Here is a 25,430-nt window from a genome sequence, read left to right as displayed (position 1 = left end):
TTTACTCTTCCGGTGTTTCCGGCGTTTCCACTTTGTGGGTAGAACGCCAAAACAAGGCCACGCCGATGGCAACCAGTACCGCCAGAATATACATCTCGTACTTCTTGACCTGACCCATGATGGATTCGGCGAATTCGCCGAAGGTGTAGCCAAGATAAGCCACGGCTATCGCCCAAATACCGGCGCCAAGAAAGTTCAACAAGAAAAACTTCAACGGATGAATCTTGCTGGCACCGATCACAAACGGCGTCACGTTACGCACGCCGTATAGAAAGCGGAACCCCAATATCACCGGGATTTGATGCTTGTGCAGTAAATCGAAGACCTTGTCGGTCTTACTGTGCCAAAGCGGGCGTTTCTCAAGAAAAGCAATGCCTTTCCAGCGCCCCAAATAGAAAAAGGTCTGGTCGCCGGCAAAGGTACCCAGAAACGCTGTCAGCATCACCCATTCCAATTCCAAATAGCCGCCATGCGCCAGAAATCCGGCAATGACCAGAATGGTTTCACCTTCCAGATAAGTACCGATAAAAAGCGCCAGATAACCGTAATCGATTACCAGTTGCTGTAAATCATGAAAATCCATAGTTTCAGTTTATTGACGATGAATCGGAATTAATGACCGGCGGCTTTGTCGGCGTCGACTTTGCTTCCGCAGCTGCCTTCTTCGCCTTTCATCATGGCGCCGCAACTATGTTCGGCGGCCTTTTTGTCGCCGCCCATCATCGCGCCGCAGCTGCCTTCCTCGGCTTTTTTAGGTTTGCCGGCATCATGATTCATACCACCCATGCTGCCCATACTACTCATGCCGCCACCGGTCATCATGCCCATGCCGCAAGCACCTTCTTTACCCTTCATCATCGCGCCGCAAGCGCTTTCCATGCCTTTTTTCATTTTACCGCCGCTCATCATGCCGCCACACATGCCTTCACCGCAGGAACCTTCGGTTTTCTTAGCGTCGGCTTTCTTGCCTTCGCCTTTTTTTATTCCATTGCCATCCATTGCGTTGGAACCGCAAGCGCCCTGACTGATTTTGCCGTTTGAATGCTCGGCATGCGAGGAGGCAACTTGCATATAACCGCTGGATAGCTCGGACACCGCAAAAGGATTGGTATCGGCCTGCGCGTTGACAGCCATACCCGACAGCAGCGCACTGCCCATCGCGGCAGCCAGCGGAGATTTATTAAATTTTTTCATGGGATTATCCTCTCGTGTGATTTTTTAATTATATTGCTCCAGCATATAGCGGCCGGGGCTTACGACTGACGCGTAATCTTTATGGTTCAACCCTGATTATTGCATATTCAGTCTAAATTCTTTGCCTTAAATTCGCAGACATCGGCGATGCAGCAAGCACCGCAGCGCGGCTTTCTGGCCACGCAGATGTAGCGACCGTGCAGAATCAATAAATGGTGCGCGTCTTTCTTGTATTGTTTCGGCACACTTTTGTCCAGTTTCCGTTCCACTTCCAGCACATTCTTGCCGGGAGCCAGACCGATGCGGTTGGCAACCCGAAAAATATGGGTATCGACAGCGATGGTCGGTTGATCGAATGCGGTATTCAAAATCACATTCGCGGTCTTTCTGCCCACTCCCGCCAAGGCTTCCAACGCCTCCCGCTCGCGCGGCACCTCTCCGTCGTGCTTTTCCAGCAGAGTCTGGCAAAGTTTTATGACATTTGCCGCCTTGCTGTTGAATAAACCAATGGTTTTAATGTGGGCCTTCAATCCTTCCTCACCTAAGGCCAAGATTCCCCGTGGGGTGTTGGCCACCGGAAACAAGCTTGCCGTGGCCTTATTAACACCCTTATCGGTTGCTTGCGCCGACAACACCACCGCCACCAATAGTTCAAAAGGCGTACTGTAATTCAGCTCGGTAGTCGGATTCGGCGTCGCCTCAGCCAGGCGTTCGAATATCAGTAGGCGTTTTTCGTTATTCATAATCAAATAATAGACATAAAGCCAAGCTTTCCAGGATTATGCCGGCTTACAAATTAAACATAGACAGCCTCATGCTGCGCCAACAATTCTCTACAAAACGGCGACTAATTTTTATTGCCGCATTTAATTGGAACCAAATACCTGCGCATCAGGTCATTAGCTAGCACCCAAAACGGGCGCGAAAAATCACAACAATTCAATTCGGGGGAATTATGAAAAAACTTACAGCAATTACCATTAGCGCTTTACTGTTCGCCAGCACCGGCGTGTTTGCCGAGGAACATGCTACCGAGGCATTGAAACATGCCGAGCAGGCTGTCACCCACGGTAAAGCCGGCCACAGCCCGGTCTTGGTGGAGCATGCAGAAGCGGCGTTGACCCATGCCAAAAAAGGTGCGGAAGTCGCCAAGGGCGAATCTAAAACTCATCTCGACGCTGGCGTAAAATCCTTGGAAAGCGCGATTGAACACGGCAAACAAGGCCATGCAGACGTCGCCACTAAAGCCGCCGAGGAAGCGGTCGAACATATCAAGGCCGGCAATAAGTAAACCTTTAGCATCAAATCTATAGATCGGTTAGCGATCGGTGGGTAGAGACGCAAGATTTTGCGTCTCTACATGCTTTCTATACCGAAACGGCACCGGCAATATGCCGGTGAGCCTGATAATCCACTAATTCGAAATCGGCAAACTCGTAGCCGAAAATTGATTCAGGCAGGCGATTGATTTGCAGCTGCGGCGGCGTCAACGGCTTTCTGCCAAGTTGCAATTCGACTTGCTCGAAATGGTTTCGATAAATATGCACGTCGCCGAACGACATAATCAGCTCGCCCACTTCCAGACCGCATTGCTGCGCCAGCATATGCGTCAACAAAGCCACACTAGCCTGATTGTAAGGCACGCCTAAAAAACAATCGGCGCTACGCTGAGTCATCATGCACGACAACTTGCCGTTGGCGACGTAAAATTGGTACAGCACGTGACAAGGCGGCAACGCCATCTTTCCGGCAGCTGCGTTTTCCCGCGGCCCGACAGTTTCGTCAGGCAGAAACGCCACATTCCAACCGCTGACAACATGGCGGCGCGAATCGGGTTTATTCCTCAAACCATCGATTAATATCTGAATCTGATCGTAACTCTTGCCGTCCGGCCCCAACCAATTACGCCACTGAGCGCCATACACCGGCCCCAGTTCACCGTCCGGGGTGGCCCATTCGTCCCAGATCGTCACGCCGTGGTCTTTTAAATATTTGATATTGGTATCGCCGCGCAAAAACCACAGCAATTCGTAAGCAATCGATTTGAAATGCAGCTTTTTGGTCGTCAACAGCGGGAAGCCGTTAGCCAGATCGTAACGAATCTGCCGGCCGAAAACCGAGCGGGTACCGGTGCCGGTGCGATCACTTTTGTCGGCGCCGTTGGCCATGATGTCGGCAAGAAGGTCCAGGTAAGCTTGCATAATGATTTGGGATAAAGAGTCAGTCAACGCTTTGGGCAATGTCAGTCAACAGAGCCCGGTGGGCCAATATACGGGAAAAGTCGCTGTTGCGAAATTACAGGTTCAAAAATGTCTGATTTTTTTACATCGTCAGACCAAAATCGGAACAAATTCTCCGCCCCCTCCACATAAACCATTAAATGCTAATCGGTTGCCGCGAGATGGCGCCTATCTTGCTATTGTTGACAAATCGACACATTAAATTTTTACAAACTCGGAGAGAACTCATGCAGCATAAAATTTTACTATCTTCCGTCTTGTTGGCTCTCGTTGCCGCCCCGGCGGCCAGTTCCGCTCAAGGCGTAAGTCTTACATCAGAGTATACCGATTTCACTACTTGGAATGTGTTTGGCTCTGCGAAAGCGGTTAACACCACACCGGGAAATGGTTTTACTTACAGCGACTTACAACTAACGTTTCCAGGCGTGGACGACAGTGCCGGCGCGGGTTTTGCCCCGAATACCATTACGCTGGATTTCAACCAAGCTTTCAGCTTTGATTTTAATTTCTTCATTCCGACTTTTGGCGGCGTGCGCGGCGACGGCTTAACTTTCACGCTCACGGATGTTGCCGGCGTCGGTACCGGCGGCTCTGGTTTGGGCTATGAAGGTTTATCCAACAGTCTGGCCTTTGCTGTAGATACTTTTAATTTTGATGGCGAGCCGAAATCGCCAAGCATCCAGATTTTACAAAACGGCGACGTCACCCCATTAGCCTATACCGAAACAGGCTTGGGCGATTCGATTAGAGATATAAACTACCAGTGGCGGGCTACTTTTTCCTACACGCCTTCCGGATTGGACGACGAGAAAGGCGATTTGACCGGCACTATTTATCACGCAAATTTGGGTAGTTTTTCCGTTACCGCCAGCGCGGTCGACTTAAGCAATCTTGGTACCGCAGTTGCTGGGGGACACCAACTGTATTACGGCTTCACCGCCGGCAACGGCTTGGCCGACGACGGTCATTTCGTAACCTCGGCGGCTCCGGTGCCGGTTCCAGCCGCATTCTGGTTGTTCGGCAGCGCAATTTTAGGTTTGGTCGGATTTAACCGCCGCAAACAAATTTAGTCTTCAACTTGCCCTGTTGGCAATACAGTTAACGAATAACTTCCCGGCAAGTCTCTATCGTGAAGATTTAATTTAACCAAATTCAAAACAATCCGCTCCGTAACCCTCCCCCCGCTGGGGTAAGAGGGTGACGGAGATTATTGATAAAACACACCCGCTAGTTCTCGAAGATACCCTTCATCCGGCAAATCCGCGAATACCCCGCTCCCCGCAACGCCCCCTCGCATTCCTCTGACGAACAGATACTTTACCCCGCCAAAATGTTCACTGTAGCGGTACCCCGACAAGCGCTGCCGCAGATAGGCGTCCAGCACTACGCAATACAGCCAATATTGCAAGCCGTAATTATGCTCGCGCATCGCAGCCAGCATACTCGAATAGTCATAGCCGGCCAGCGCATTGGTTTTGTAGTCCATCACATAAAACTTACCCCGGTAGCTGCAGACCAGATCGATGAAACCGGTCAGATAGCCGCTCATCTGTTTAGCCGTCAACGGCTGGTAGGCGGGACTAGCAGTCAAGATGCGGTTAATCTGCCTGGTATCGATCTCTCCGGGCATGGACAGATAAAACGGCATTTCTTTGACTATGCCGGCGGTGGGCAGGTTTTTCAGGCAAAAATCCGGATCGGCATCTAGCGGCGTCGAAACCGTATCGAACAATAGCCGATTCAACAATTGCGGCTGCTCCAGGCGTAGGCCGTAACGCAAACAGGCCTGATCGCGTTGCAGGCTGATGTCGGTACCGGCGGCCAGCGTTTGAAAATCGACGGTTTCCAGCAGGCTGTGTATGACATTACCCGTGTGCGCGCCGCGCGGTAAGCCATCGTCGACAAGAACCGTATCGACGGCTTCCTCGGCTTTGTCGGCCGGCAGTTCCGGCGCATCTTCCAAGGTCAACGCCGCCAGCGCGGTGTAGCTGCTCATTTGCCAGACGCTATGCAGGTTGCGGCCTCGCTGGCGGCAAGCCAGCAACTTATCATCGGCAGCGGCCTGATAACTACCGCCGGGCGTTGTTATTGCCCGCAAAAGCCGATATTCGAAACTCTGCGGCGCCTCGGCCGCAAGCGCTTGAAGTTTGCGTTGTTGGGCAGCGAAATCGTCATCGGCGAACTCAAACAAATAAGCAAACGCCGACTCGTTGGCTTTTTCCTTAGTCCGAACATCAGCCCAATTCAGATAGCAACGGTATTTGGCTCGGGTCACTGCTACGTAAAACAATCGTAAATCTTCGGCCAGCTCCTCGTATAAAGCTTGCTCACGGCGCTCAACAAAGCGTTCCGAACCGAGATCGGCGATCATTTCTCCGGCCTCGTGACATTGCACCAGGATTTGCTCGTTTCGCAAACGGTCACTGCGCCGCCACAAGTCCGGGCAAAACACTAACGGATATTCCAGACCCTTGGCGCTGTGCAGCGTGACGATCTTTACCGCATCCTCATCGCTTTCCAGGCGCAATTGTTGTTCGTCGCCACTGACTTGGCCGGATTGCTGAATCGCCCGCCGCAGCCAGTCCAAAGCTTTATTGATGGCCAGATGTTCGTCTATCGCCGCTTGTTGCACGCGTTCGATCAAATGATGGATATTGGTCAGTGCTCTTTCGGCTTGCGGCTGGCCGGACAGATGCACTTCCACCCGCTCCCGGCGCAGCAGCAATTGCATCATCGCCAACACCCCCTGGCGCTGCCAGCACTGCAGATAATCCTGAAACCGGTTCAACCAGCCGTCCAGCGCGGCCTCGTCCTGGCCGAGCCGGTACAACTGTTGGCCGTCCAGATTGAACCAACCGACCGTCAGCGCCTGTTTCAATGGGCCGATCTGGCCTGGCTGCGCCACCGCCTGCAAGACGCAATACAGCTCAAACGCCTGCGGCGAGGCGAATACCGACTGTTTGCTATTCAACACCGCCGGTATGCCGGCTTCGAGCAAGGCTTGTTGATAGCCGGCGGCGGTGCTATTGCTTCTGACCAAGATTGCCATGTCTCGCGGCTGTAAAACCCGTTCGGCTCGAGCTTTTTCGGCAATCCTACCGCTGCTTAACAACTGCAAAATCTCGCCGACCACCGCGTTGCGGATGCAATCGCCAACTTCCTGCGAACTGCCGCGCCGGGCGGTCCAATGTTCCTGATTGCCAGAATTTTTATCCAGTTGCCACAGCACCAGCGGCGCGGTCGTGCCGATGCAGCCGTCGGCGACGCTACGGCCGGCGTCTACCGGCGTGAAATCCAGCCTATCGAATAAAAATGGTTGGGTGCGCCGGAATAAACGATTGACGCCCGCCACCAATTGCGGATGCGAACGCCAGTTATACAGCAAGGTGTAATGCTGTTGAGCTTGGCTCTGCGCGGCGAAGTAGGAAAAAATGTCGGCGCCGCGAAACTTGTAGATTGCCTGCTTCGGATCGCCAATCAGATACAGGTATTGACCGGCATCGGCGAAGATACCGGAAAAAATTCGCCATTGGTTGACATCAGTATCTTGGAATTCGTCGATCAACGCCGCGCGGAAACGCTGCCGCAACTCGCCGATCAAGAGCGGACCGTTTTCGCCGCGCAGGGCAGCCGCCAAGCGGGTGATCAGGTCGTCGAACGATAGCACGTTATTTTGTTGCAAGCGTTGATCCAGCTCTAAGCGCAAACTGCTTAGCAAGGCACTGCGAAAGGTGACCTGCAATTGACTTAACTCGGCCGCCAAAGCTTCGAATGGGCCACAATTTATAGCCAGACTATCCAGATAAATCTGTTTTTGTTCGGCACTGGGCAAGGGCTTGGTTTTGCTGGTCTTGAATTTGACACCGTTTAAAGCAGCCAGCAAACCAGCTTCGCTTAGCCAGCCCATCTCCGGCGCATCGGCATTCTGATCCGCCAACCAGGCCCGTAAGACACCAGCCCGCACCGGAAAATCGCGAACGAAGGACGTGGTGAACAGGCCATCGGCAAAAGCCGTTTCCAATGTAGCCAGCACGGCCGGCAAATCTTGCGCGGCGGCGGCGATTAAGCCCGGCAAACGCGCCAAACCGGCATCGACGTCGTCGTTCGTCGGGTAGGTGCGTTGCTGCAAGGTCACGCCAGCGATACTGTCCAGTAAGGCATCCGGGGTTGGGTAAGACCGGGTCAGCAAGGCGACCTGCCAGGCTGGCCGGCCGTAGATTTGCCTGCGCCAAAAATCGTCGGCGCAATGCAGTTTCAGATCGGCGATGTCGCCACTCAACTCGCAATCGAACAATTGGCCGCTTTCCAGGGCATGCTCGGCCAATACTCGCTGACAAAAGCCGTGTATCGTAAAAATCGGCGCCTGATCGATATCCAGCAATGCCAGATCCAGTCTTTGGCGGATGCTGTCGCTATCCAGCGCCAGTCCCGCCAACCAGTTGCCAATGGCGGGATCGGTTTCCGCCGGGCTTTTCAGTAAGGCCTGACGCGCTTCGGCCAAACGGCCGCGAATTCGGTCTTTCAATTCCTCGCTGGCAGCCTTGGTAAAAGTCACTACCAGCAATTGCTTGATGTCCAGTTGCCGCTCGACGACAAAGCGCAATACCAACATGGCGATCGTGTAAGTCTTGCCGGTGCCGGCGCTGGCTTCGATCAAATTGATGCCGGTTTCCAGTTCGCTGGCTACCGCGTCGAAGGCTTTACTCGCCATGAGCCGCCCTCCACGCCGGTTGCAGCCATTGCCGGCAGAGCTCGGCAAATTCTTCGTTAAAAATCTCGTGCAGATCGCGATAAGCAAACAATTGCGCCATCTCGGGTTCGTAGCCTTTTTCCATGCTGTCCAGCATATGTTTAATGACTGCGGGCAACGCGTTATCGGGACTTTTTTGCTGTAGATAGTAAAAGGCCGCTTCGCTGAAAAAAGCATCCGGCCGACGCCGGCCTTGGAGGAATATCTGCAATAACTGCCGCAACGCGTCCGGTTGCGGACCTGGCGAAAACGCCAAATCAGCGTCCGTGCTGAGCAAATAAGTGGTCTGCGGGCGGATTTGATTGATCAATAAATGCTGCAGCCAGGCGCCGATAAAATCTCGCCCTTTCAAGCTGCTAAACCGATAGATCAAACTACCGTTTTGATACTGGTTGCCGAGTTTACCTACTAGCCTATAACCAGCCAAATTGAGATCCACCGCCTCGGCCGGCTGCGCATCTCCAAGCGCTTTACCGGCTATCAATTCGGCGAATTGCGCAATGGCCGGCTGCCGCTGCCGCCAAGCGATTTCGCCCTGCGCAGCGGCCGGCCAACGGCCTTGAGCTTGCACTTTCTCCAGCGAAAACGGCCGTCCGCGCAGTTCCGCGTCCAGCCATTGCTGGGCTATTTGATAAGCATCCAAAGCGTTCAGTGCGAAAGGTTCGCGCTCCTCTGCATCGATTTCCAGTCTGGGCAGTTGCACACCCAATTGTTGGCGTAGGAAATAGCGTTGCGGATGATTGTAAAAACTCAGCAATTCGCCGATTTCGATCACTTCCTCGGCCTCGGCTTCCAGTTCGCCTTGCCACCAAGGTAAAGGCGCTTGCTTGTCGGCACGAACGCGTTGCGCGGTTTCCAGATCGTGTTTGGCATAACTGAATAAGGCCGGATCGTCGCCGCGAAAATAGCGTGGGCTAAACGGGTGCAGCGGATGGTGCATAGTCGGATTGTCCAGGCCGTAACTGTCGCGTAATACCTCCAGTAATTCGCTGACGATGGGCGAAGGCGGAATTTCGCTGTTATCGCGTAATGACTGGCCGATGTAGGTAACGATCAACTGCCGGCGCGCCGATAGCAGGATTTCCAGAAATTGGTAACGGTCGTCGGCGCGGCGCGAGCGGTCGCCCAAACGCGGGTGCTGAGCCAGTAAATCGAAAGTGGGATGGCGCTCGATTTTCGGAAACTCGCCGTCGTTCATACCCAACAGGGCGATCACCTGACAAGGGATGGATCGCATGGGCAGCATCGAACAAAAGGTTAGCTGACCGCGCAGAAAGCCGTTGCCGGATTGGGTTTCTTCCATGCGGCCTTCCAGCCAGGCGACGATTACCGCTAGACTCAATGGCTGATTATGAATATCGGTAAAATCCGCCAACTCCAAGAGTAATTCGTTGAGCGGCTGGCGTTCGGATAGATCGGCACCAGCCAATAATTTATCCGCATACAACCGCAGACACGGCAGCCAGTCGCTGAACGTTTTTGCGGTTTTCAATTCCTTGCCGGCCTGAAAACACAGCTGCAGAAAAGCATTCAATCCGCCCAGGGCTTGGGCGGAAGAACCTTCGATATCCGGATACGGCAACACCCCATCGATAAACTCTTCATCGCCGGCCACCGCATAACCCATGAATAAGCGCTCCAGACTGGCTTCCCAGGTATTTTGCTGCAAGGGCGGCAAACCCTGAGCCTGCTTGTCGGCGGCGGATTTTCCCCAGCGTACATTCGTGTCTTGCAGCCAGTAGCGAATTAGTTCCAGATCGGTTTCAGCCAGCCCGAAACCGGTGTAAACCAGCGGTTGCTCCAGTAAATCCAGCACGGCCCGCCAACCGAAACGGCTTTGCGATAGCTGTAAAAAACGGACGAAGGCATCCAGCGCCGCATTACTGATCTTAAGGCTGCGGTCGGCAATAGCATGCTGAATATCATCGAACACCGCATTGATAAACGGCGCGTAGAGCTGAATATCCGGCGCCATTACAACAATGTCACGCAGATCCAAATCGGTATGATTTTCTAACGACTCCAACAATTGATTTTTTAACACCTGCACTTCGCGCAACCGGGAATGGCAGGCGTGGATGCTGATGGAACGGTCCGCTTGCAAAGCCAGTTGCGGCATTTGGTTCGCGAGGATGTCGTTTTGCAATTGCTGCAGATTGCTGTCGATCTCGCCAGCTTCAAAGCTGCTGGGTTCAAACGCAAATTCAACCTGTTCCAGCAGCATCTGCTGAAACTCCCTGCCTTGTTGCCCCAGCGTGACCAACAGCGGATGCCCGTCGAATGCTTGCAACTGCGCCAACAACCGTTTGCCGGGCAGATCGGCCCAATAGCCTTGTACCGGGTTTAATAAGTATAAGTGCACATCGCAATGCAATGCCAAGGCTTGCAGATAGCTAAGCATCAGGGGCGGCAGACTATTGACGCCAAACACGGAAACCCGTTCCGGCAAATACGCCTGAAACTGGCCTGGCGGGGCGTTTCGCAGTTTATCTATAACCTGCAGCCAATGCTCGCCGCGATGCCTGCCGCCGTTGGCGAGGGTAATTTGCCGCCATAACGCCGCCTGCCATTTTTCGGCCGCGCTGCGATACAAAAGACGACTTTCCTGCCAGGCGCTTAGCAGATCGGGACGGAGCATTTGATATTGATCGAAAATCCGCGCCAACTGCATGGCCAACTGATAGCGCTTGAGATCGGCATTTTCGCCGGCTAGATATTGCCGTAAAGCCTGATACACTTCGCCATCGAGATCGCGCAGCAAGGCTTCGAAGCGCCAGAGCATCAGTTGACGGTCAAAACTTGGTTCGCTCGGCTCGGCGTGGAGTTTTCCGGCCAGTTCGCCGAAAAACCTAGCCGGAAACAGATAGCGAAAATGCCCCCAAACTTGCAGCCGGCTGGCCAGCTTTTGCGACAACCAGCGCTCCATGCCTTGGCTCTGGATCAGGAAGGTTTCGGCGGCAAATACCGAGGACAGCGGCGATAAGCTGATGACTGCCACTAGATGCTCCAGCAAATTTTCGGTTTTGTTGGAGCTATGCAGTATGAACATAAGGTAATCGAAAAAACTTATTTACAGTGATGGCGAGCTGGGTAATAGTTTTACAGTAGCGTTTAACCAACAGGAACACAATGAAAAATCTATTCTTCGTTTTTGCCCTGTGCCTGTCCGTTGACAGCTGGGCCGGGGTTTTTAAATGCACCGATGCGACGGGGCACACCAACTACCAATCATCGCCCTGTACGGTGGAACACAAGGCCGTGCAAATGAATACCAAAACCGGTAGCAGCGTCGATTTGAATGCGCAGGAACGGCAGCAAGCCGCCGATGCGGACTTGAAAAAGCAGCAGTCTTTGCAGGAGCAAGCCGAGCAACAGGCCAAGCTCGACGCGATAGCCAAGGCTAAGCAAGACGTCAAGTCGCAAACCGAGCTGACGCAAAATCTGATCAAACAGAATCCCATGCAATTCTCCGCCTTCGCGATTCCGCCTTACGATCCGGACAAGCTGCCCGCACAAGTCAAACCCTTCGAAAGCCGTCTGGCGGATGTGGAAAAGTTTCGCCGGCTGGCCGCGCAAAAAGCCTTGGCTAGCGGCGAATGCCAACGCATAGAGGCCGATGAACTAACGGCTAAAAGCAAACTCGATCAGCTGAATTTTTTGATCAATTGCAGCAGCGGCAAGACTTTTTTACTTAGCGAAGCCGAACTCACCCCACCATGATTGTTAGCAAAACCCTATTTATCACCGGCTGCTCGTCCGGTATCGGCTACCACACTGCCGTGTTTTTAAAACACCGCGGCCATAGGGTGATTTGTTCCGCGCGCCGGCAGGAGGATGTGGCACGCCTGCGTGGCGAAGGCTTCGAATGTTTGCAACTCGATCTGGCAAATTCAGATAGCATCCAACAGGCAGTTGCCGAATTGACGGCGCTGACCGACGGTAAAATCGATGCACTATTCAATAACGGCGCCTTCGGCCAACCGGGCGCAGTGGAGGATTTGAGCCGCGAGGTATTACGCCAACAATTCGAAACCAATCTGTTCGGGACTCATGAACTGACCAATCTACTATTGCCGTTGATGCGCAAACAAGGCCATGGCCGGGTGATCTATAACAGTTCGGTACTGGGTTTCGTGGCGATGAAGTTTCGCGGCGCCTATAACGCCAGCAAGTTCGCATTGGAGGGTTTGGCCGATACCTTGCGCCTGGAATTACGCGGCACCGGTATACATATCGTGTTAATCGAGCCGGGACCGATAGAAAGCCGGTTCCGGCAAAATGCTTTTGCTTTATACCGGCAAAACATCAATGCCGAGCATAGCTTTCATAAAGATACTTACAAAGCCATGGAAGCCCGGCTGCAAAAAACCGGGCCGGCCGCGCCGTTTACCTTACCCGCGACAGTTGTAGCGGAAAAGGTGGCTCATGCCCTGGAGTCGAATCGGCCGAAAATCAGATACCGGGTGACGGTACCCACGCATTTGTTCGCCTGGCTAAAACGGCTGTTACCCACTGCTTGGCTGGACAAGCTGCTAGTCAGCGTCGAATAAGGCCGCAGCGGCATTTTCGCGGCGCCGAAAAAACCATAAAATCCGCTATAAACAGACTATCAAACCGTATGAACTGTGCTATCATCCCGGCCCAACATGTAGTGGTTAAAGCGGGTTGAGTTACCAGCTATGTGTTCTTATAAAAATAACTGTGAGGTTCAATACATGAAAATTTTAAAAAGTGCTGTTATCGCGTTCTCTTTAGCTGCTGCCATGGGTTCTTTTTCAACTGCTGCTGTTGCTGAATCCGATCCAGGCAGAACTGCTTACAAACCGACCGATGTAATCAATGAAGTTGTAGCGCGTATTACAGCTGCCGAGACAGCAATCAACAACGGTGCTGAAGATGCTGCCGTTGTCGATTTGATCCAAAAAGCGGCTGGTTTTATCAAGGAACTGAACGCAAACGACAAAGTTGCCAGATATGCCGATAAAGCTAGAGGCCATTTGAAATTAGCGATTACTGCAGCTAAAGCTGCTAACTTGCAAGAAGCCAAACAACATTTAGCTGCCGGCAAAGAAGGCGTCGAAGGCTTGAAAAAACTGCTGTAATGCTGTTCCGGGGTGTCTTTCGGGACACCCCGTATTTTTTCAATCCACCCATATCCGTAGCCAGTTCTGGCAACAGTTACAAATAATACTGCTTTTTCTCCAACTGGTTCTCCAACCAAGCCAACAACTCCCTGGCGTTGCCGGCGTCGATTTCAAATAGACTTAGCGTCTGATCGCGGTTTAATATTTGCCAACGATTCAGCATTGCTTGCAATTTAGCTGCATTGGTCGCAGTAAAATGGAAACGTTCAAGTAATCGGCTATATATCGCCGTATTGGTGAGGGGCAACGCACCTCTAAGCCGGGTTAGTCCAGCCAGAACATTTTCTATGCTATGCAAGCTCGTGTAAATCCAACCCATTACCGCTTCCTCATTGACAGCTTCCAGCGGCGATTCGGCGTTGTCCGATACCACTTTTACGCAATGAATCAATTCGCTGGAACTGAACTTTACCGCAATTTCATAAAACGCCGACGCTTCCATATCGGACAAACTATCGTCCGCATAGCTGGAATCGGCCTTAGATAAGGTTTTTAACGGCAACGACGGGCAAGACACATCGAAAGCCATTTGCGGATAAAAACGCCGTTGCGTTTCGACATCGGTGATTTTATCCACCAAAATACAACTGCCAACAGCCTGTCTACGATGCCCGGCGATTCCGAGGTTAAGCATGATTGGCTGCACAATCTCGGGAAATTGCGCCATCGTATAAGCCACGGCGCCGGCCATGGCGACTTTTCCAATACCACCCACCACCACAACGGTTTCGGCATTTCGATAAATGGCAAATGCTTGTTTTTGCGTCTGTTTTTTTAACCGCCAAGCTTGAATTAACGGCTTGGCTTCACAGCTTAGCGCAACAAAAATAAAAATGGATGGTGCAAAGTCAGTCACAGTTTTTACGAAAAATTCCCTTATATTTTAATCAATTGTTGAATATTCCTAATAATTCACATAAATTTAAGGTTCGTCAATTTTCAAAGGGAGATGTGCCGTGACCAAAATGAACTCCGCAGTTACCGACACCAGCTCAAACAACCTGCATCTGGTTGCAGCGTTGCAGGAAGAACGTTCCGCAGTCTGGTCCTTGTATTGTCGGATCGCTGAAATGAAACCTTTCTCTAGCGAAAACGCGGTTCGGCCGATACTATCGGCATTTTCGCAATTGCTGATCGATTACATTTCTCTCGGCCATTTCAGCATTTATGAACACTTAATCGCCGAAAAACAGCACCAAACCTCGGTACTGACTTACGCCGAACAGATTTATCCTGCGTTCTCGAATATTACCGCATCGGCAGTATCTTTCAGCGACACCTATGACGACGGCAAGCGCAATTTTAAAACCGACAAGCTGGCCCAGGATTTATCCGTCCTAGGCGAACACTTGGCCGAACGCATGGAGCTGGAAGATCGCCTTTGCTCCATGCTACTGCATTGAGCGAATAAATCATCTCGATACCGGGCGGCGCCGAACGGCTATTTGCCTTCGGCAGCCGAAATACCCGAAGCCGGCCTGTTAGCCCCTTTGATAAACATATCTTTCAAACGGGCAAAAGCGGCCTGCAAGGTCTTTTCCATCACCACCTGATTACCTATCGAAACAATCACCCGCGCCAGTTCCGGCATTTTGGTTTTGGTGGCCAAAGTATAAATGGGCTGTACATACAGCACCGAATTCCCCATTGTCAAAATCACCATCCGACCTTTCTTCACTTCCGAACCCTGCTGATTCCACAAGGTAAATTGCGCGGCGATCTCGGGGTTTTGGTCGATCAACGCATTAACCTGCGACGGCCCGTTAACTTGCACGGCTTTAGGGAATTTGAAAATGGTAATACCTGGATTGTAAGTATGGTCGCAGCTCTTTTCGTCAATGGTGCCGGCAATGCCGACCATGCTTAAATTGTCCCTGTGCACCGGCGTCATCGGATTAATCATCACAAACTCTTCCATATCGTTGCAGCGATCGAAATCCATCGTAATGAAATAAGGCAATACCGGCTGACCGTCCACGGTAGCAAATTGCCAGGTTTCCGCTTGTTCATAAAATAGCTCGGGGCTGTTTTGATGATATTTAGCGTAAATTTTCATCTGCATATAGTACAAATCGCGCGGATAACGCAGATGCTGCAACAACTCGTCCGGCATTTCCCGAAGCGTTTTGAACAGACCGGGATATGCCCGGTTATAAGCATTGATGATAGGGTCTTTCGGATCGGAGATGTAGTAATCGACACTGCCGTCATAGGCATCGACCACGACTTTCACCGAATTACGGATGTAATTGAATTTATGCTTGCCGTCGAGATAGTCGTCGGCTGCCGGCTTGGAAACGGGGTAATAATTCGACAGCGTGTAAGCATCCTGAATCCAGTAAAAACGGTCTTTATCGATAACCAGATAAGGATCCTTGTCCAGATGCAGGAACGGAGTCAACGCGGTAATTCTTTCATCGATATTGCGGCGCAACAAAACTTTGCTTTCCGTGGAAATATTCGGCGAAAAAAAGATTTTTTCGTCTTTCAGATAAAACGCGAACAACATCTTTCTGAACAACGAAGGAATCGGTATGCCGGAGTTACCCCGGTAATCCAGCGATTCGCTCGGCGCTGAGCCGGAAATGTCCTTGACGACCAGATTATTAGGCACGATGGCATAACGGTATTTTTCCAGGCCGTAATAGATATCCGGATATTTCACCGAAAAACCGACCTCGGAATACATATTCAGATCGCGCAGATACCAAACGATAGGAATCCCGGCGTCCTGAGCAGCGGGCGAGACGACCGCCCCATAACCGTGGGTATACCGCAAGTGGGTGTTTTCCCAGTTTTGCGCTTCCTTGGGTAATTTGTCGATATTGACTTCGCGCGCGGCCAGATTGACCTGCTGATGATGGCCATTGATGAAATAGCGATCTTCATCCACGGTGGGAAAACCATAATACGGCCGTATGCCCTGTAATTGCATATAGCTATCGATCAGGAACTCGCGATCCCATACCGGAATATTTTCAAAATGCTTCTTGGTGGACCAGGTTTCGATGTCTTTGGTGGCATCCAGGATGACCGGAAAGTCGACGACTTTAATATTGTTCAAATCGAACGCGGCCATCGTCGCATCGATGTTATGTCGGATAGAGTCGCTTTCAGTACGGGTAAAATTGGGCTTGACGACAAACTTTTCGATCAACTCCGGAATCAAATGCGAACTTTGCAGACCCCATACCGCCAGCAAGCCCAAAGCGGCGACCATAATAGGCGCCTTACTCCGATGCCTTTCCGAAAAGGCGTAAAACACAATCGAAACGGCAATCGCCGAGAAGAAAAAGACCGCCAGCCAAATCAACGGCAGTTGATAACGCAATTCGACAAAGCCAGGACCAAAAAACACCGGCTCGTTACCGTCCGAATACAATAGTGAAAAGCGATCCAGCAAAAAGCCCCAGATCACGAAAGACACGACAAAGACAAACAGCACCGTCAAATGAATCTTCGCGCCCAGCGGAAACTCCTTGCTTTGGTTAGGCACAAACACGTGTTCCAACCAATATAAGACGCCGGTCGCCAACAACACGACGACGGCGGTGGTCAGCAACTCCTTCTGTACCAGCATGTAAATCGGATACGAAAACATGTAAAAGCTGACATCGTTACCGTACACCGGATCGACTATGCCCGAAGCGCTGCCGAAGAAAAATAGTAGCGCCTGTTCCCATTGCAAATAAAATGGAATGGCAATCGCAACGGCCAATAGCAGTGAAATAGGCGTATAGATCCTAGCCGAGCCCGTCATGAACACATCGGCAAAGCGTTGAAAACGCCGCCTTTTGCTGTCGTCCATTAAAATTTCGTCGGGAGGATTCAAACCCAGATAGCGGGAGGCAATCCAGAAATGGAACAGAAACACTGCAAAGAAGAATACGGTTACCGCTCCGGAAAAAATAAACCGGTAAAGTAGTTTCAGCCAGAAATAGGCCTCAAACTCCAGCGAGCGAAACCACCATAAATCCACAAAAAAATCGAGAAACACGAAGTAGAACGCCACGTATAAAACGACTGCCACCACCAAGGTCGCTACCGTGAACGCAGGTAACAGTTTCCAGTTACGCATAATTTCCTCTTTACTTAGATGTCTGACCGCCTACTTTGGCGGACATGCCGGCGAATGACAGGCAATGCCCTCACTATCTCAATGGCTGAGCATTCTAACACCCAAATCCGGATTGTGATTGCCCACCATACCGGCGGAATGTTGAGCACATTTCTGAGTTGTTTGCCCCCCGGAAATGGAGTAAGGTCAAAACCATAATAAAAAGCTTATTTATTAAGCCAAAACCGGGGAGGGGAGCGCATGTCTAAAACAATCAACAACAGCAGACGTCAATTTTTGCAACATTCCGTGCTGGGCGCCGCAATGGCGGCATTTCCCGGCTTGTTACCGGCCAACACCGGCAAAATCAAAACCAGCGCCACAGCAGGCTTTCATGCCGACGTGGAAATCGAATTTACCGCACAAGCAGCACAGGTTGCGATATTGAACAGCGGACCGGCTACTCAGGTACAAAAATTCATAGCAAACCTACGCAAGGGACCGCCAACTACGCTGACGCAGCTGCCCGGCAACTACCTGGGGCCGATACTGACTTTCCAGCAGAGCCAGAAAGTCAGGATATTTTTCAATAACCATCTGCACGAACCGTCCATCATCCACTGGCATGGCCTACACGTGCCGCAACGTAGCGACGGCCACCCGATGTATTCAATCGACTCGGGCGAACAATTTGTCTACGAATTCGAAGTTCTGAATCGGGCCGGCACCAGCTTTTACCATTCGCATTCGCACAATTTGACCGCCGAACAGGTTTATCGCGGCTTGGCCGGCTTGATCGTCGTCAACGACAGCGATGAAGCCAAATTGGAGTTACCCGGCGGCGAATACGACTTGCCGCTGGTGATCCAAGACCGGAGTTTCGACAGTCAAAACCAGCTGCAATATCTGCATGCGATGCCGGAACGCATCATGGGTTTCTTAGGCGACACCGTCCTGGTCAACGGCAAACCCAACGCCGAATTCGCGGTCAAATCGCGAGCCTACCGTTTCCGGGCCGCGAACGGCTCCAATTCCCGGATATACAAACTGGGCTGGGAAGACGGCACACCGTTGACAGCAATCGGCACAGACGCCGGCTTGTTGGCCAAACCGGAAACCCGACCCTATATCATGCTGGCGCCCGGCGAGCGCGTCGATTTGTGGCTGGATTTCAGCGATCGTAAGATAGGTTCTCAACTGACGCTTTACAGCCTGCCATATTCCGGCGTGATGCCAGGCATGTACGACAGAATGCACAAGGACGGCGGCGGCATGGGTATGATGCACAACCGTTTGCCGCAAGGCGGTAAATTCCCGATTGCGGTATTTAAAATCAGCGAGAAAGTCAGCGACTCGCCGAAACTGCCAAAACAACTGGTGCCCATTCAACGCCTCACAGAGCGCGACGTGGACAATGCCGCCAATCCGCTACCCATCGCGATTTCAATGCAACACATGAAGCCCTTGTTGAATGGTAAATCGTTTGCGATGGATAGAGTGATGGATTTCGAAAAAGTGGCGCTGGGTTCGATCAAGAAAATCAAAATTTTCCACGATCACGATTCAGCAGACCAACACGACGGCATGGGCATGATGGGAGGAATGCGACACGGCGCTAAGGAGCACAACGGCAAATCCGGCGACCACAAAATGGGCGGTATGGGCGGTATGGGCGGTATGGGCGGAGGCATGATGATGGAAATGGCCCATCCTATCCACCTGCACGGTCAGCAATACCAGATTCTGTCCAGAAATACCGCCAAGGTCAAAACCGCCGATTACGCTACCGTCAAAGAAGGCTTTATCGACTCGGGCTGGAAAGACACGGTATTGGTCATGCCTGGCGAAACCGTCGAGATCGTTAAACCCTTCCAGGATTACAAGGGCTTATTTTTGTACCACTGTCACAACCTTGAGCATGAGGACTTGGGCATGATGCGGCAATTTTATATAGGCTGACAGTAAAACGCCGCTGCCGAGACATGCTCGACAGCGGCGTCGCTATTCAATAAAGCAGGTTCGCTTACTTCTTAAACATCGCCAAGATACGTTGGCGATTGGCAAAACCGACGTAAATCAATCCCCCCAATATCAAACCATTCAACAATTGCCCTATAAAAGACGACTGACTTCCGGCTCCGGCTGCTTCAGCTTTCGCTGCGGCATCGCCCGTATTCAACGGCGGAGGCGGTGGCGGCACAAATGCCACTTGTTTTTTATTGCTGATTTCCGGCAAACCTAAGCTTTTCCAGGCATCGTAATCCTGCCAGGCCGGATATTTGCCTTGCCAGAATTCCTTGGTGAAATAAGGCGCCAGACTCATGCCGTGCACTTTCGGAATGCCTTTTTCGTCGGAGAAACCTTTGTAAACCACCAGACTGATATCACCGCCCTCGCCGATACCATTAGTGGTAAAGGATTTCTCGACATGATCGTGGAACATCCAAACGCCTTGTCCGAAGCTATTCAAGCCATCGTCCACTCCGCTCAGCTCCAAATCCAGACGCTGGGCCGGGACCATGCCATGCACATCGCGCTTAAGATAAGAAGACGGACCGTTATCCACGCCATCGTAATGGGTCGCCATCGGTTTGTGGCCGTGAATATGTAGCGCGAAGGCCTCTTCGTGGCCGTTCAATACCCGCAATTTAACCTTTTTGTTTTCTTCCATCAAAATCAGCGACTCCCTCAGTGTGTAAGGGAAGGAACGGCCGTTCAACATGAAATAATCCGGCTTGGCCTCGGTGATATCGTATTCCTGATTCATACGCCGGGCGATGATGCGCGGGTCATTGGCGGAACGCGCCATTTCATGCAGTTCCTTATCCGCGGATTGGTAGTGCAAGTCATATTCGGCCGCATATTTCTCTTTGACCGCTACCGACGGATGTCGAACCTGGCCGGCACCGACATTGAAGGTCTGCACCCAGTTGTTCGGCCGGTTTTCCTCGACAATAAAAATACCTTGCAGGCCCATCGGAATGTGGGTGTGCGGCTGTACATGACAGTGATAGTACATGGTGCCGGGCTGGCGCGGTTTGATTACGTAAGTTTTGCTCTGCCCAGGCAAGACGTCCATCTGACCGGTTTGGCCGACACCGTCATTGCCTTCACCGCCATGATCCATGTACGGATGGTCTATACCGTGCAAATGTATGGAATGCGGGAAATAATGACTGTTTTCCAACACGATCCAGATAATGTCGCCCTGCTCAACGCGAATTACAGGGGACGGCGCACGCAACAAAGGATTGGCCACCGGCTCGTATAAGCTTAAGGTGGACATATCGCGCGTTTTCGGCGCATATACCCAAAACGTGGGTTGAATGCCAGGTGCGATATCGAAAGTAGTGGTCGGGTCCTTCATGTCCGGTGAATGGCCGTTCAGCTCGGCAATTTCCAGCTTGATAATATAGTGGTCGGGATCGCCGTCGCCATCCATGTCGTTGCTGGCGGTAATTGCGTCCGCGGCCAGTTGCGTCTCCATCAAGGTAGACATGGAAATATTATTGGTGCCTTTTACGAAAGCTGCGATGTCGGCAGGATTATCGGGGTTACACATCCGTGATTCTTGTATTTCGACTCCGTCGATCACTTGCGCGTCACGCCACTTGGCATCGGTAAATTCGGAACAAACTTCCTCTGCCGCACCCATTTTGACGGTAGTGGTGGCAGGTAGTTTGTCTACCGCCGCCAAAGCCCATTGCGACGCCGGAAGCAGAATGGCGCCACACAGAATGGGGATAACCTTTTTATGCATACAAAACCTCATAAAACAGACGAATTGACGGAGGCCGTAACAAGGCTTCCGAATATCAGAAAAGCCAGATACTGTAACCAGAACCCATGGGTAAAGTACAGTAATTATTTATTAAACACCCCGACAATCCCGGCCGGATTTGAACCGCCGTCAAACGATCTAATTCGGCATACCGGCGAATGCCTTATAATTCCATGACCAGCGATTATTACCAGTCAATCCCCGACATTTTTGCAACATACAACACAGCCAAATTATGCCCAGCATCAGAGTACTGCTTTGTTTGATTTTAATTTTTTTAGTTCACGGCAGTTTCGACTGGCTGAGCAACCAGCCGCGGGAAGCAGGCACCGACGTACCGTCCGGCAAATTGATGAGCCTGTCCTTCGCGCCATTTCGAGAGGGCTTTAGCCCATTGCTGGAAAAATTTCCGTTGACGGAACATATAGACGAAGACCTGCGCCTCCTTGCCGACAAAACCGAAAGCATACGCACCTATTCCAGCCTTGGAGGTCAACAGCCCACGCCGGACTTGGCCCGCAAATACGGCCTGAAAATGATACAAGGCGCCTGGCTTGGCTACGGCTATAAAGACAACACGAATGAAGTAAACGCCTTGATCAAATCGGCCAACGAAAACCCGGACGTGGTGAAACGGGTGATCGTCGGCAACGAAGTTCTGTTACGCGGAGACATGGATGTCGACAGACTGATCGGTTATATCCGAGAAGTAAAAAAGGCCGTCAAGCAACCCGTGTCTTATGCGGACGTCTGGTCGATGTATATGAAGTACCCCAAGCTAATTAATGAGGTGGATTTCATCACCATCCATATTTTACCCTACTGGGAAGATGAACCGATTTCAGTGGAAAACGCGTCGCAACACCTGGAAAAAATCGTCAAGCAAGTGGAAGACGAAGCCCGCGGCGTCGCCCCCGGCAAACCCATATTAATTGGTGAGTCCGGCTGGCCCAGTGCTGGCAGACAGCGCGGCATGGCAATTCCCGGCGTAGTCAACGAGGCCAAATTCATTCGCGGCATGATCCAAGTCGCCAATCGTCACGGCTTCGACTACAACATCGTTGAAGCGTTTAACCAGCCCTGGAAGAGCGAACTGGAAGGCGTGGTCGGCGCAAATTGGGGCTTATTCTCGGCCAACCGGGAGCCGGTATTTCCCTTGACCGGCCCGGTCTATGAGTCGCCAAACTGGTCAATGCGTTTCGCGATAGCAACACTAATCTGGATCCTGATCACCGCCGGCTATTATAAAAAGCTGGAACTGTTATCGCTCATTCGTTTGCTGGCATTCCTGGCGCTAGCCCAAGTATTCAGCGTCTGCCTGGTTGGATTGGCCGACTTCCTTTGGTACACCAGTTACAGCACCTGGCAACGGCTGTATACCGCAGTACTGGTTATGGCAAACGCCGGTCTCGGCGCCCTGTTGATTCGGCGAAATTTCAACATCTTGAGTGATAAGCCGGGAAGTGTCCGGCTGGCAACTGCGTTAAGAACAGGCTATCTGCTGTTTATTGTTTTGGCCTTATTCAAGACTTACGGCCTGACCGTAAATGGCAGATATTTAAGCTTTCCGATCGAGCAATTCACCATCCCGGTATTCGGCATATTCGGCCTGATACTCTGCGAAGGGTTACGGACGCACAATCTGCACAGTCAAACTTTCGCGTTTGATCAGTTGACAGGCGGGAATCTACGCAGCAGGCATGACCGGCTGTTCGCCTATTTTCTAAACTTCAGCGCTGTTGCGCTTGTACTTGGCGAAACCAAAGCATTTATGGACGGCCGGGATTTCATTCAAGCACACCCCGGCTTTTCGGAAGGCATACCGTTTGCGCTCAGATACACTTTATATAATCAGCAACTACTGGGCTGGCTGGCCTGCCTAGTGGTCTTATCCTTACCTTTCTGGACCAACAGCGGCCAAAAACAGCATCCTTAACCAATCCGCTAACGGGTGCCATGCCGCCGCACCCGTTTTTTCGGCCGAAATCCCCATGCCAATTGGTATGACAGTTTGCCGCGCGTCAATTTGTCACATTTGCAAACCCAAAGTCAGCGATTAAACTGTATGCAACTCTTATGTATGCGCTCCCTCTCCTAAAGGGTAAAGAGTTTTAATATCCTTCCTCAATGCGGCCTTTGCGCCGCATCTTTTTTCTGGATGAGGTTGCTGTCTATGGAACGAAACTATTATTCAACTACGTCAACTTTCGTACATCCTAACGAATTGGATTGGCGCACAGCTTTTCATGAAGCGGGGCACGCCGCCGCGATTCACCTAGGCAACCGACAAAAGCAATTACCCCCGGTATTTTTTGAAATTCATGTCCAAAGGCCGACCAACGGTTACGAGGATTTTTTTGCTAAAGTCATCGACGGCAATCTGATTCAAAATTTGCCGATCGCGGTTGTCGAAAGTTTTAACGACCTTTCCGATAGTCCGCAACACGCCTGCCAACGCGCTTATGAAGCCGATGTTGTCAATTTATTGGTCGGGCCACTGGCGGAGGCAAAATACGTTTCGATTCGCGACGACGAAGTTTTTAACATAAACTTAATTAACTTCAATGCCTTACATAACTACGGCGGCTATAGCGACCTGGAAAAAGCTCTCAGCTACCTAGATCATTTCATCGCCTCGAAAGCGCAACGGGAAGAAAAAATGCAGGAACTGCTATTTCAGGCGTTTAGATTCATAGACAATCGCCGGCATTGGAAATGCATCCTGAACTTGGCCCATTACATTCTTGACAGTCAACAGGAAGTCATCTCCTGCGACGAAGCCATCGGCATATTCGACCGCTGCCTACTCGCCAACACACCTTTCAGGTCGGCACACTACCCGTATCTTTTCGGCTAACCGGCATTCCTGCAACCATCCGACGGCTAAGGTTTAACACTAGACCGAAACCTTGGGCTTTGCCGGCCTGGGTCTGCGACGCTTCCGACTATTGCCCGAATACCGTGCAGCAATTGCGTCCATTTTGCTTGGATTGGTATAGCGCCTGATCGGCCCGCACGAACGTATCGTCATGCGTATCGCCTTCTTTAAACTCGCTGATGCCGCAACTAATCGTTAGGTTTATATCTTCGCCGTTAGAGTTGAAACCGCAACTCTGGATCATTTTCCGGGTATTTTCCGCCATTTCCAACGCTTGACACTCTTGGGTATTGGGCAACAACATCACAAATTCCTCCCCTCCGTAGCGCGCCACGAAATCGGTATCCCGGCAATTGCTCTGCAATAGATGACCAACCAGGGCCAGAGTTTTATCGCCGGCCTTGTGCCCATAGGTATCGTTGATACGCTTGAAATAATCGACATCCCACACTATCAGCGCCAACGGTGTTTTATAACGCTTCCACCGGCTTAGCTCCATCTCCGCTCGACTGTTGTATGCCATACGATTGGGCAACCCGGTCAACGAGTCGCATAAAGCCTTATCGTGCTCGATTTTCAATTTGACCCGCAAAGTTTCGGTTTCCGTTTCCAGTTCCTGTAACTTTTGCGTCATCAATTCGATTTTATCTTGTGTCTCCTGCTGCCGCTCGTCTTCCAGTTGCTTGTGCTCAAGCAACTGCGCCAATAAGCGATCCAGGTGCTCGCTGGTGTGAATTTTCAGCGTACTCAACTCTTGAGCCGATTGTGTAGTCTCTCTAAGGTCGCCAACTTGCCGATTAATTTCGGTATTCAGCATCTCACGATTGTCGATCGCCAGCCTGTTCGCTTGCCCCGCGATTTCCACGTCTTGCCCGATTTCGTCGAGCCGCGCGGTTAAATCCGCCAAAAATACATCAATGCCTTTTTGCTCGGCAACCCCGTAATCTTTGATATTCATCAGCAAGGTAATCGCCGAATCGATAACTTTCTTGTAAGACTGTTCGCTGTGATTGCCCCTGACTCTATGCTTGAGCATCGAAGTCTGATGTTGGAAACGTAACGGCACTTGCGCATCCGCCAGCAGCTCTTCCAGACGCTCCATCGCATAGTTATTTTGCAACGCGGCACTATCGCTGCCGTCGGTTTCCGCATTCTGCTTGCCTTGTTTGGAAATATGCAACAAGGTTTTCGATACCGCCTGCAGTTCCGACAACAAATCCTGCAAATTAGCCCCGCTACGCAACTTAGAACCTATCGCCAACAGATGCGGCTCCAACAATCTGTGGCTGCCCTGGCAAAAAATCAGCAGCTGAATGACCAGTTTGTATAAAAACTTTTCGTTATCGACCGGAGCCGAATAGGGGGTACTAGTTGCCATGTCTACTA

Annotated in this window: 19 protein-coding genes; 9 read left to right on the top strand and 10 right to left on the bottom strand. The window is 51.4% G+C overall.

Annotated features, from left to right (window positions below; all coding sequences use genetic code 11):
* Position 1: 1 nt before the first annotated feature.
* From ACH50O_RS20075 to nth, 3 genes are all read right to left on the bottom strand, one after another.
* Positions 2 to 583, bottom strand: a complete 582-nt coding sequence (locus ACH50O_RS20075) for a DedA family protein (protein WP_446809520.1) — start codon at positions 581 to 583, stop codon at positions 2 to 4.
* Between the two features lie 29 nt (positions 584 to 612).
* Positions 613 to 1,194 (bottom strand): hypothetical protein, encoded by a 582-nt coding sequence (locus ACH50O_RS20070; protein WP_446809519.1) that lies wholly within the window; start codon positions 1,192 to 1,194, stop codon positions 613 to 615.
* A 107-nt stretch (positions 1,195 to 1,301) separates the two neighbouring features.
* Positions 1,302 to 1,937 carry an endonuclease III gene (gene nth / locus ACH50O_RS20065; protein WP_446809518.1) on the bottom strand — a complete coding sequence of 212 codons (636 nt, stop codon included), beginning with the start codon at positions 1,935 to 1,937 and terminating at the stop codon, positions 1,302 to 1,304.
* 212 nt (positions 1,938 to 2,149) lie between these two features.
* Here nth and smbP point away from each other — a divergent pair, with 212 nt between their 5' ends.
* The gene (smbP, locus tag ACH50O_RS20060; protein WP_446809517.1) at positions 2,150 to 2,485 is read left to right on the top strand and encodes a small metal-binding protein SmbP; all 336 of its coding nucleotides are present in this window, start codon (positions 2,150 to 2,152) and stop codon (positions 2,483 to 2,485) included.
* A 76-nt stretch (positions 2,486 to 2,561) separates the two neighbouring features.
* On the opposite strand, the gene ACH50O_RS20055 is transcribed toward smbP, so the two are convergent.
* A complete protein-coding gene (locus ACH50O_RS20055; RefSeq protein ID WP_446809516.1) occupies positions 2,562 to 3,395 on the bottom strand; it encodes a thymidylate synthase in 834 nt (277 codons plus the stop codon).
* 266 nt (positions 3,396 to 3,661) lie between these two features.
* Here ACH50O_RS20055 and ACH50O_RS20050 point away from each other — a divergent pair, with 266 nt between their 5' ends.
* Entirely contained in the window at positions 3,662 to 4,504 is an 843-nt protein-coding gene (locus ACH50O_RS20050) for a lectin-like domain-containing protein (protein ID WP_446809515.1), read from the top strand.
* A 137-nt stretch (positions 4,505 to 4,641) separates the two neighbouring features.
* On the opposite strand, the gene recB is transcribed toward ACH50O_RS20050, so the two are convergent.
* Together recB and recC are read right to left on the bottom strand one after the other, a co-directional pair.
* Positions 4,642 to 8,145 (bottom strand): exodeoxyribonuclease V subunit beta, encoded by a 3,504-nt coding sequence (gene recB / locus ACH50O_RS20045; protein ID WP_446809514.1) that lies wholly within the window; start codon positions 8,143 to 8,145, stop codon positions 4,642 to 4,644.
* Entirely contained in the window at positions 8,135 to 11,233 is a 3,099-nt protein-coding gene (gene recC / locus ACH50O_RS20040; protein WP_446809513.1) for an exodeoxyribonuclease V subunit gamma, read from the bottom strand. The genes recB and recC overlap by 11 nt, the downstream gene beginning before the upstream one ends.
* Positions 11,234 to 11,313: 80 nt before the next feature.
* On the opposite strand from recC, the gene ACH50O_RS20035 reads away from it, so the two are divergent.
* The 3 genes from ACH50O_RS20035 to ACH50O_RS20025 all read left to right on the top strand — a co-directional run bounded on the left by ACH50O_RS20035 (position 11,314) and on the right by ACH50O_RS20025 (position 13,286).
* Positions 11,314 to 11,904: a DUF4124 domain-containing protein gene (locus ACH50O_RS20035; protein ID WP_446809512.1), complete on the top strand. Its 591-nt coding sequence runs from the start codon at positions 11,314 to 11,316 to the stop codon at positions 11,902 to 11,904.
* Positions 11,901 to 12,734 (top strand): SDR family oxidoreductase, encoded by an 834-nt coding sequence (locus ACH50O_RS20030; protein ID WP_446809511.1) that lies wholly within the window; start codon positions 11,901 to 11,903, stop codon positions 12,732 to 12,734. Before ACH50O_RS20035 ends, ACH50O_RS20030 begins: the two co-directional genes overlap by 4 nt.
* 165 nt (positions 12,735 to 12,899) lie before the next feature.
* Positions 12,900 to 13,286 (top strand): hypothetical protein, encoded by a 387-nt coding sequence (locus ACH50O_RS20025; protein ID WP_446809510.1) that lies wholly within the window; start codon positions 12,900 to 12,902, stop codon positions 13,284 to 13,286.
* A gap of 76 nt (positions 13,287 to 13,362) precedes the next feature.
* Here the strand turns inward: ACH50O_RS20025 and ACH50O_RS20020 are convergent, their stop codons facing one another.
* A complete protein-coding gene (locus ACH50O_RS20020; protein WP_446809509.1) occupies positions 13,363 to 14,184 on the bottom strand; it encodes a hypothetical protein in 822 nt (273 codons plus the stop codon).
* A 109-nt stretch (positions 14,185 to 14,293) separates the two neighbouring features.
* On the opposite strand from ACH50O_RS20020, the gene ACH50O_RS20015 reads away from it, so the two are divergent.
* Entirely contained in the window at positions 14,294 to 14,731 is a 438-nt protein-coding gene (locus ACH50O_RS20015) for an Rsd/AlgQ family anti-sigma factor (protein WP_446812175.1), read from the top strand.
* A 38-nt stretch (positions 14,732 to 14,769) separates the two neighbouring features.
* Here the strand turns inward: ACH50O_RS20015 and ACH50O_RS20010 are convergent, their stop codons facing one another.
* Positions 14,770 to 17,406 (bottom strand): UPF0182 family protein, encoded by a 2,637-nt coding sequence (locus ACH50O_RS20010; RefSeq protein ID WP_446809508.1) that lies wholly within the window; start codon positions 17,404 to 17,406, stop codon positions 14,770 to 14,772.
* A 240-nt stretch (positions 17,407 to 17,646) separates the two neighbouring features.
* Between ACH50O_RS20010 and ACH50O_RS20005 the strand changes: the two genes are divergently transcribed.
* The gene (locus ACH50O_RS20005; RefSeq protein ID WP_446809507.1) at positions 17,647 to 19,344 is read left to right on the top strand and encodes a multicopper oxidase domain-containing protein; all 1,698 of its coding nucleotides are present in this window, start codon (positions 17,647 to 17,649) and stop codon (positions 19,342 to 19,344) included.
* A gap of 64 nt (positions 19,345 to 19,408) precedes the next feature.
* On the opposite strand, the gene ACH50O_RS20000 is transcribed toward ACH50O_RS20005, so the two are convergent.
* Positions 19,409 to 21,145: a multicopper oxidase domain-containing protein gene (locus tag ACH50O_RS20000; RefSeq protein ID WP_446809506.1), complete on the bottom strand. Its 1,737-nt coding sequence runs from the start codon at positions 21,143 to 21,145 to the stop codon at positions 19,409 to 19,411.
* A gap of 256 nt (positions 21,146 to 21,401) precedes the next feature.
* On the opposite strand from ACH50O_RS20000, the gene ACH50O_RS19995 reads away from it, so the two are divergent.
* Both ACH50O_RS19995 and ACH50O_RS19990 read left to right on the top strand, forming a co-directional pair.
* Positions 21,402 to 23,102 (top strand): glycoside hydrolase family 17 protein, encoded by a 1,701-nt coding sequence (locus tag ACH50O_RS19995; protein WP_446809505.1) that lies wholly within the window; start codon positions 21,402 to 21,404, stop codon positions 23,100 to 23,102.
* 237 nt (positions 23,103 to 23,339) lie between these two features.
* The gene (locus ACH50O_RS19990; protein WP_446809504.1) at positions 23,340 to 24,023 is read left to right on the top strand and encodes a hypothetical protein; all 684 of its coding nucleotides are present in this window, start codon (positions 23,340 to 23,342) and stop codon (positions 24,021 to 24,023) included.
* Positions 24,024 to 24,111: 88 nt separating this feature from the next.
* On the opposite strand, the gene ACH50O_RS19985 is transcribed toward ACH50O_RS19990, so the two are convergent.
* Positions 24,112 to 25,422 (bottom strand): GGDEF domain-containing protein, encoded by a 1,311-nt coding sequence (locus tag ACH50O_RS19985; RefSeq protein WP_446809503.1) that lies wholly within the window; start codon positions 25,420 to 25,422, stop codon positions 24,112 to 24,114.
* Positions 25,423 to 25,430: the final 8 nt, after the last annotated feature.

The sequence above is a fragment of the Methylomonas sp. 2BW1-5-20 genome (genome assembly GCF_052474515.1).
Note: the sequence above shows the minus strand (reverse complement) of the source record. Positions and strands in the feature narration are given on the sequence as shown.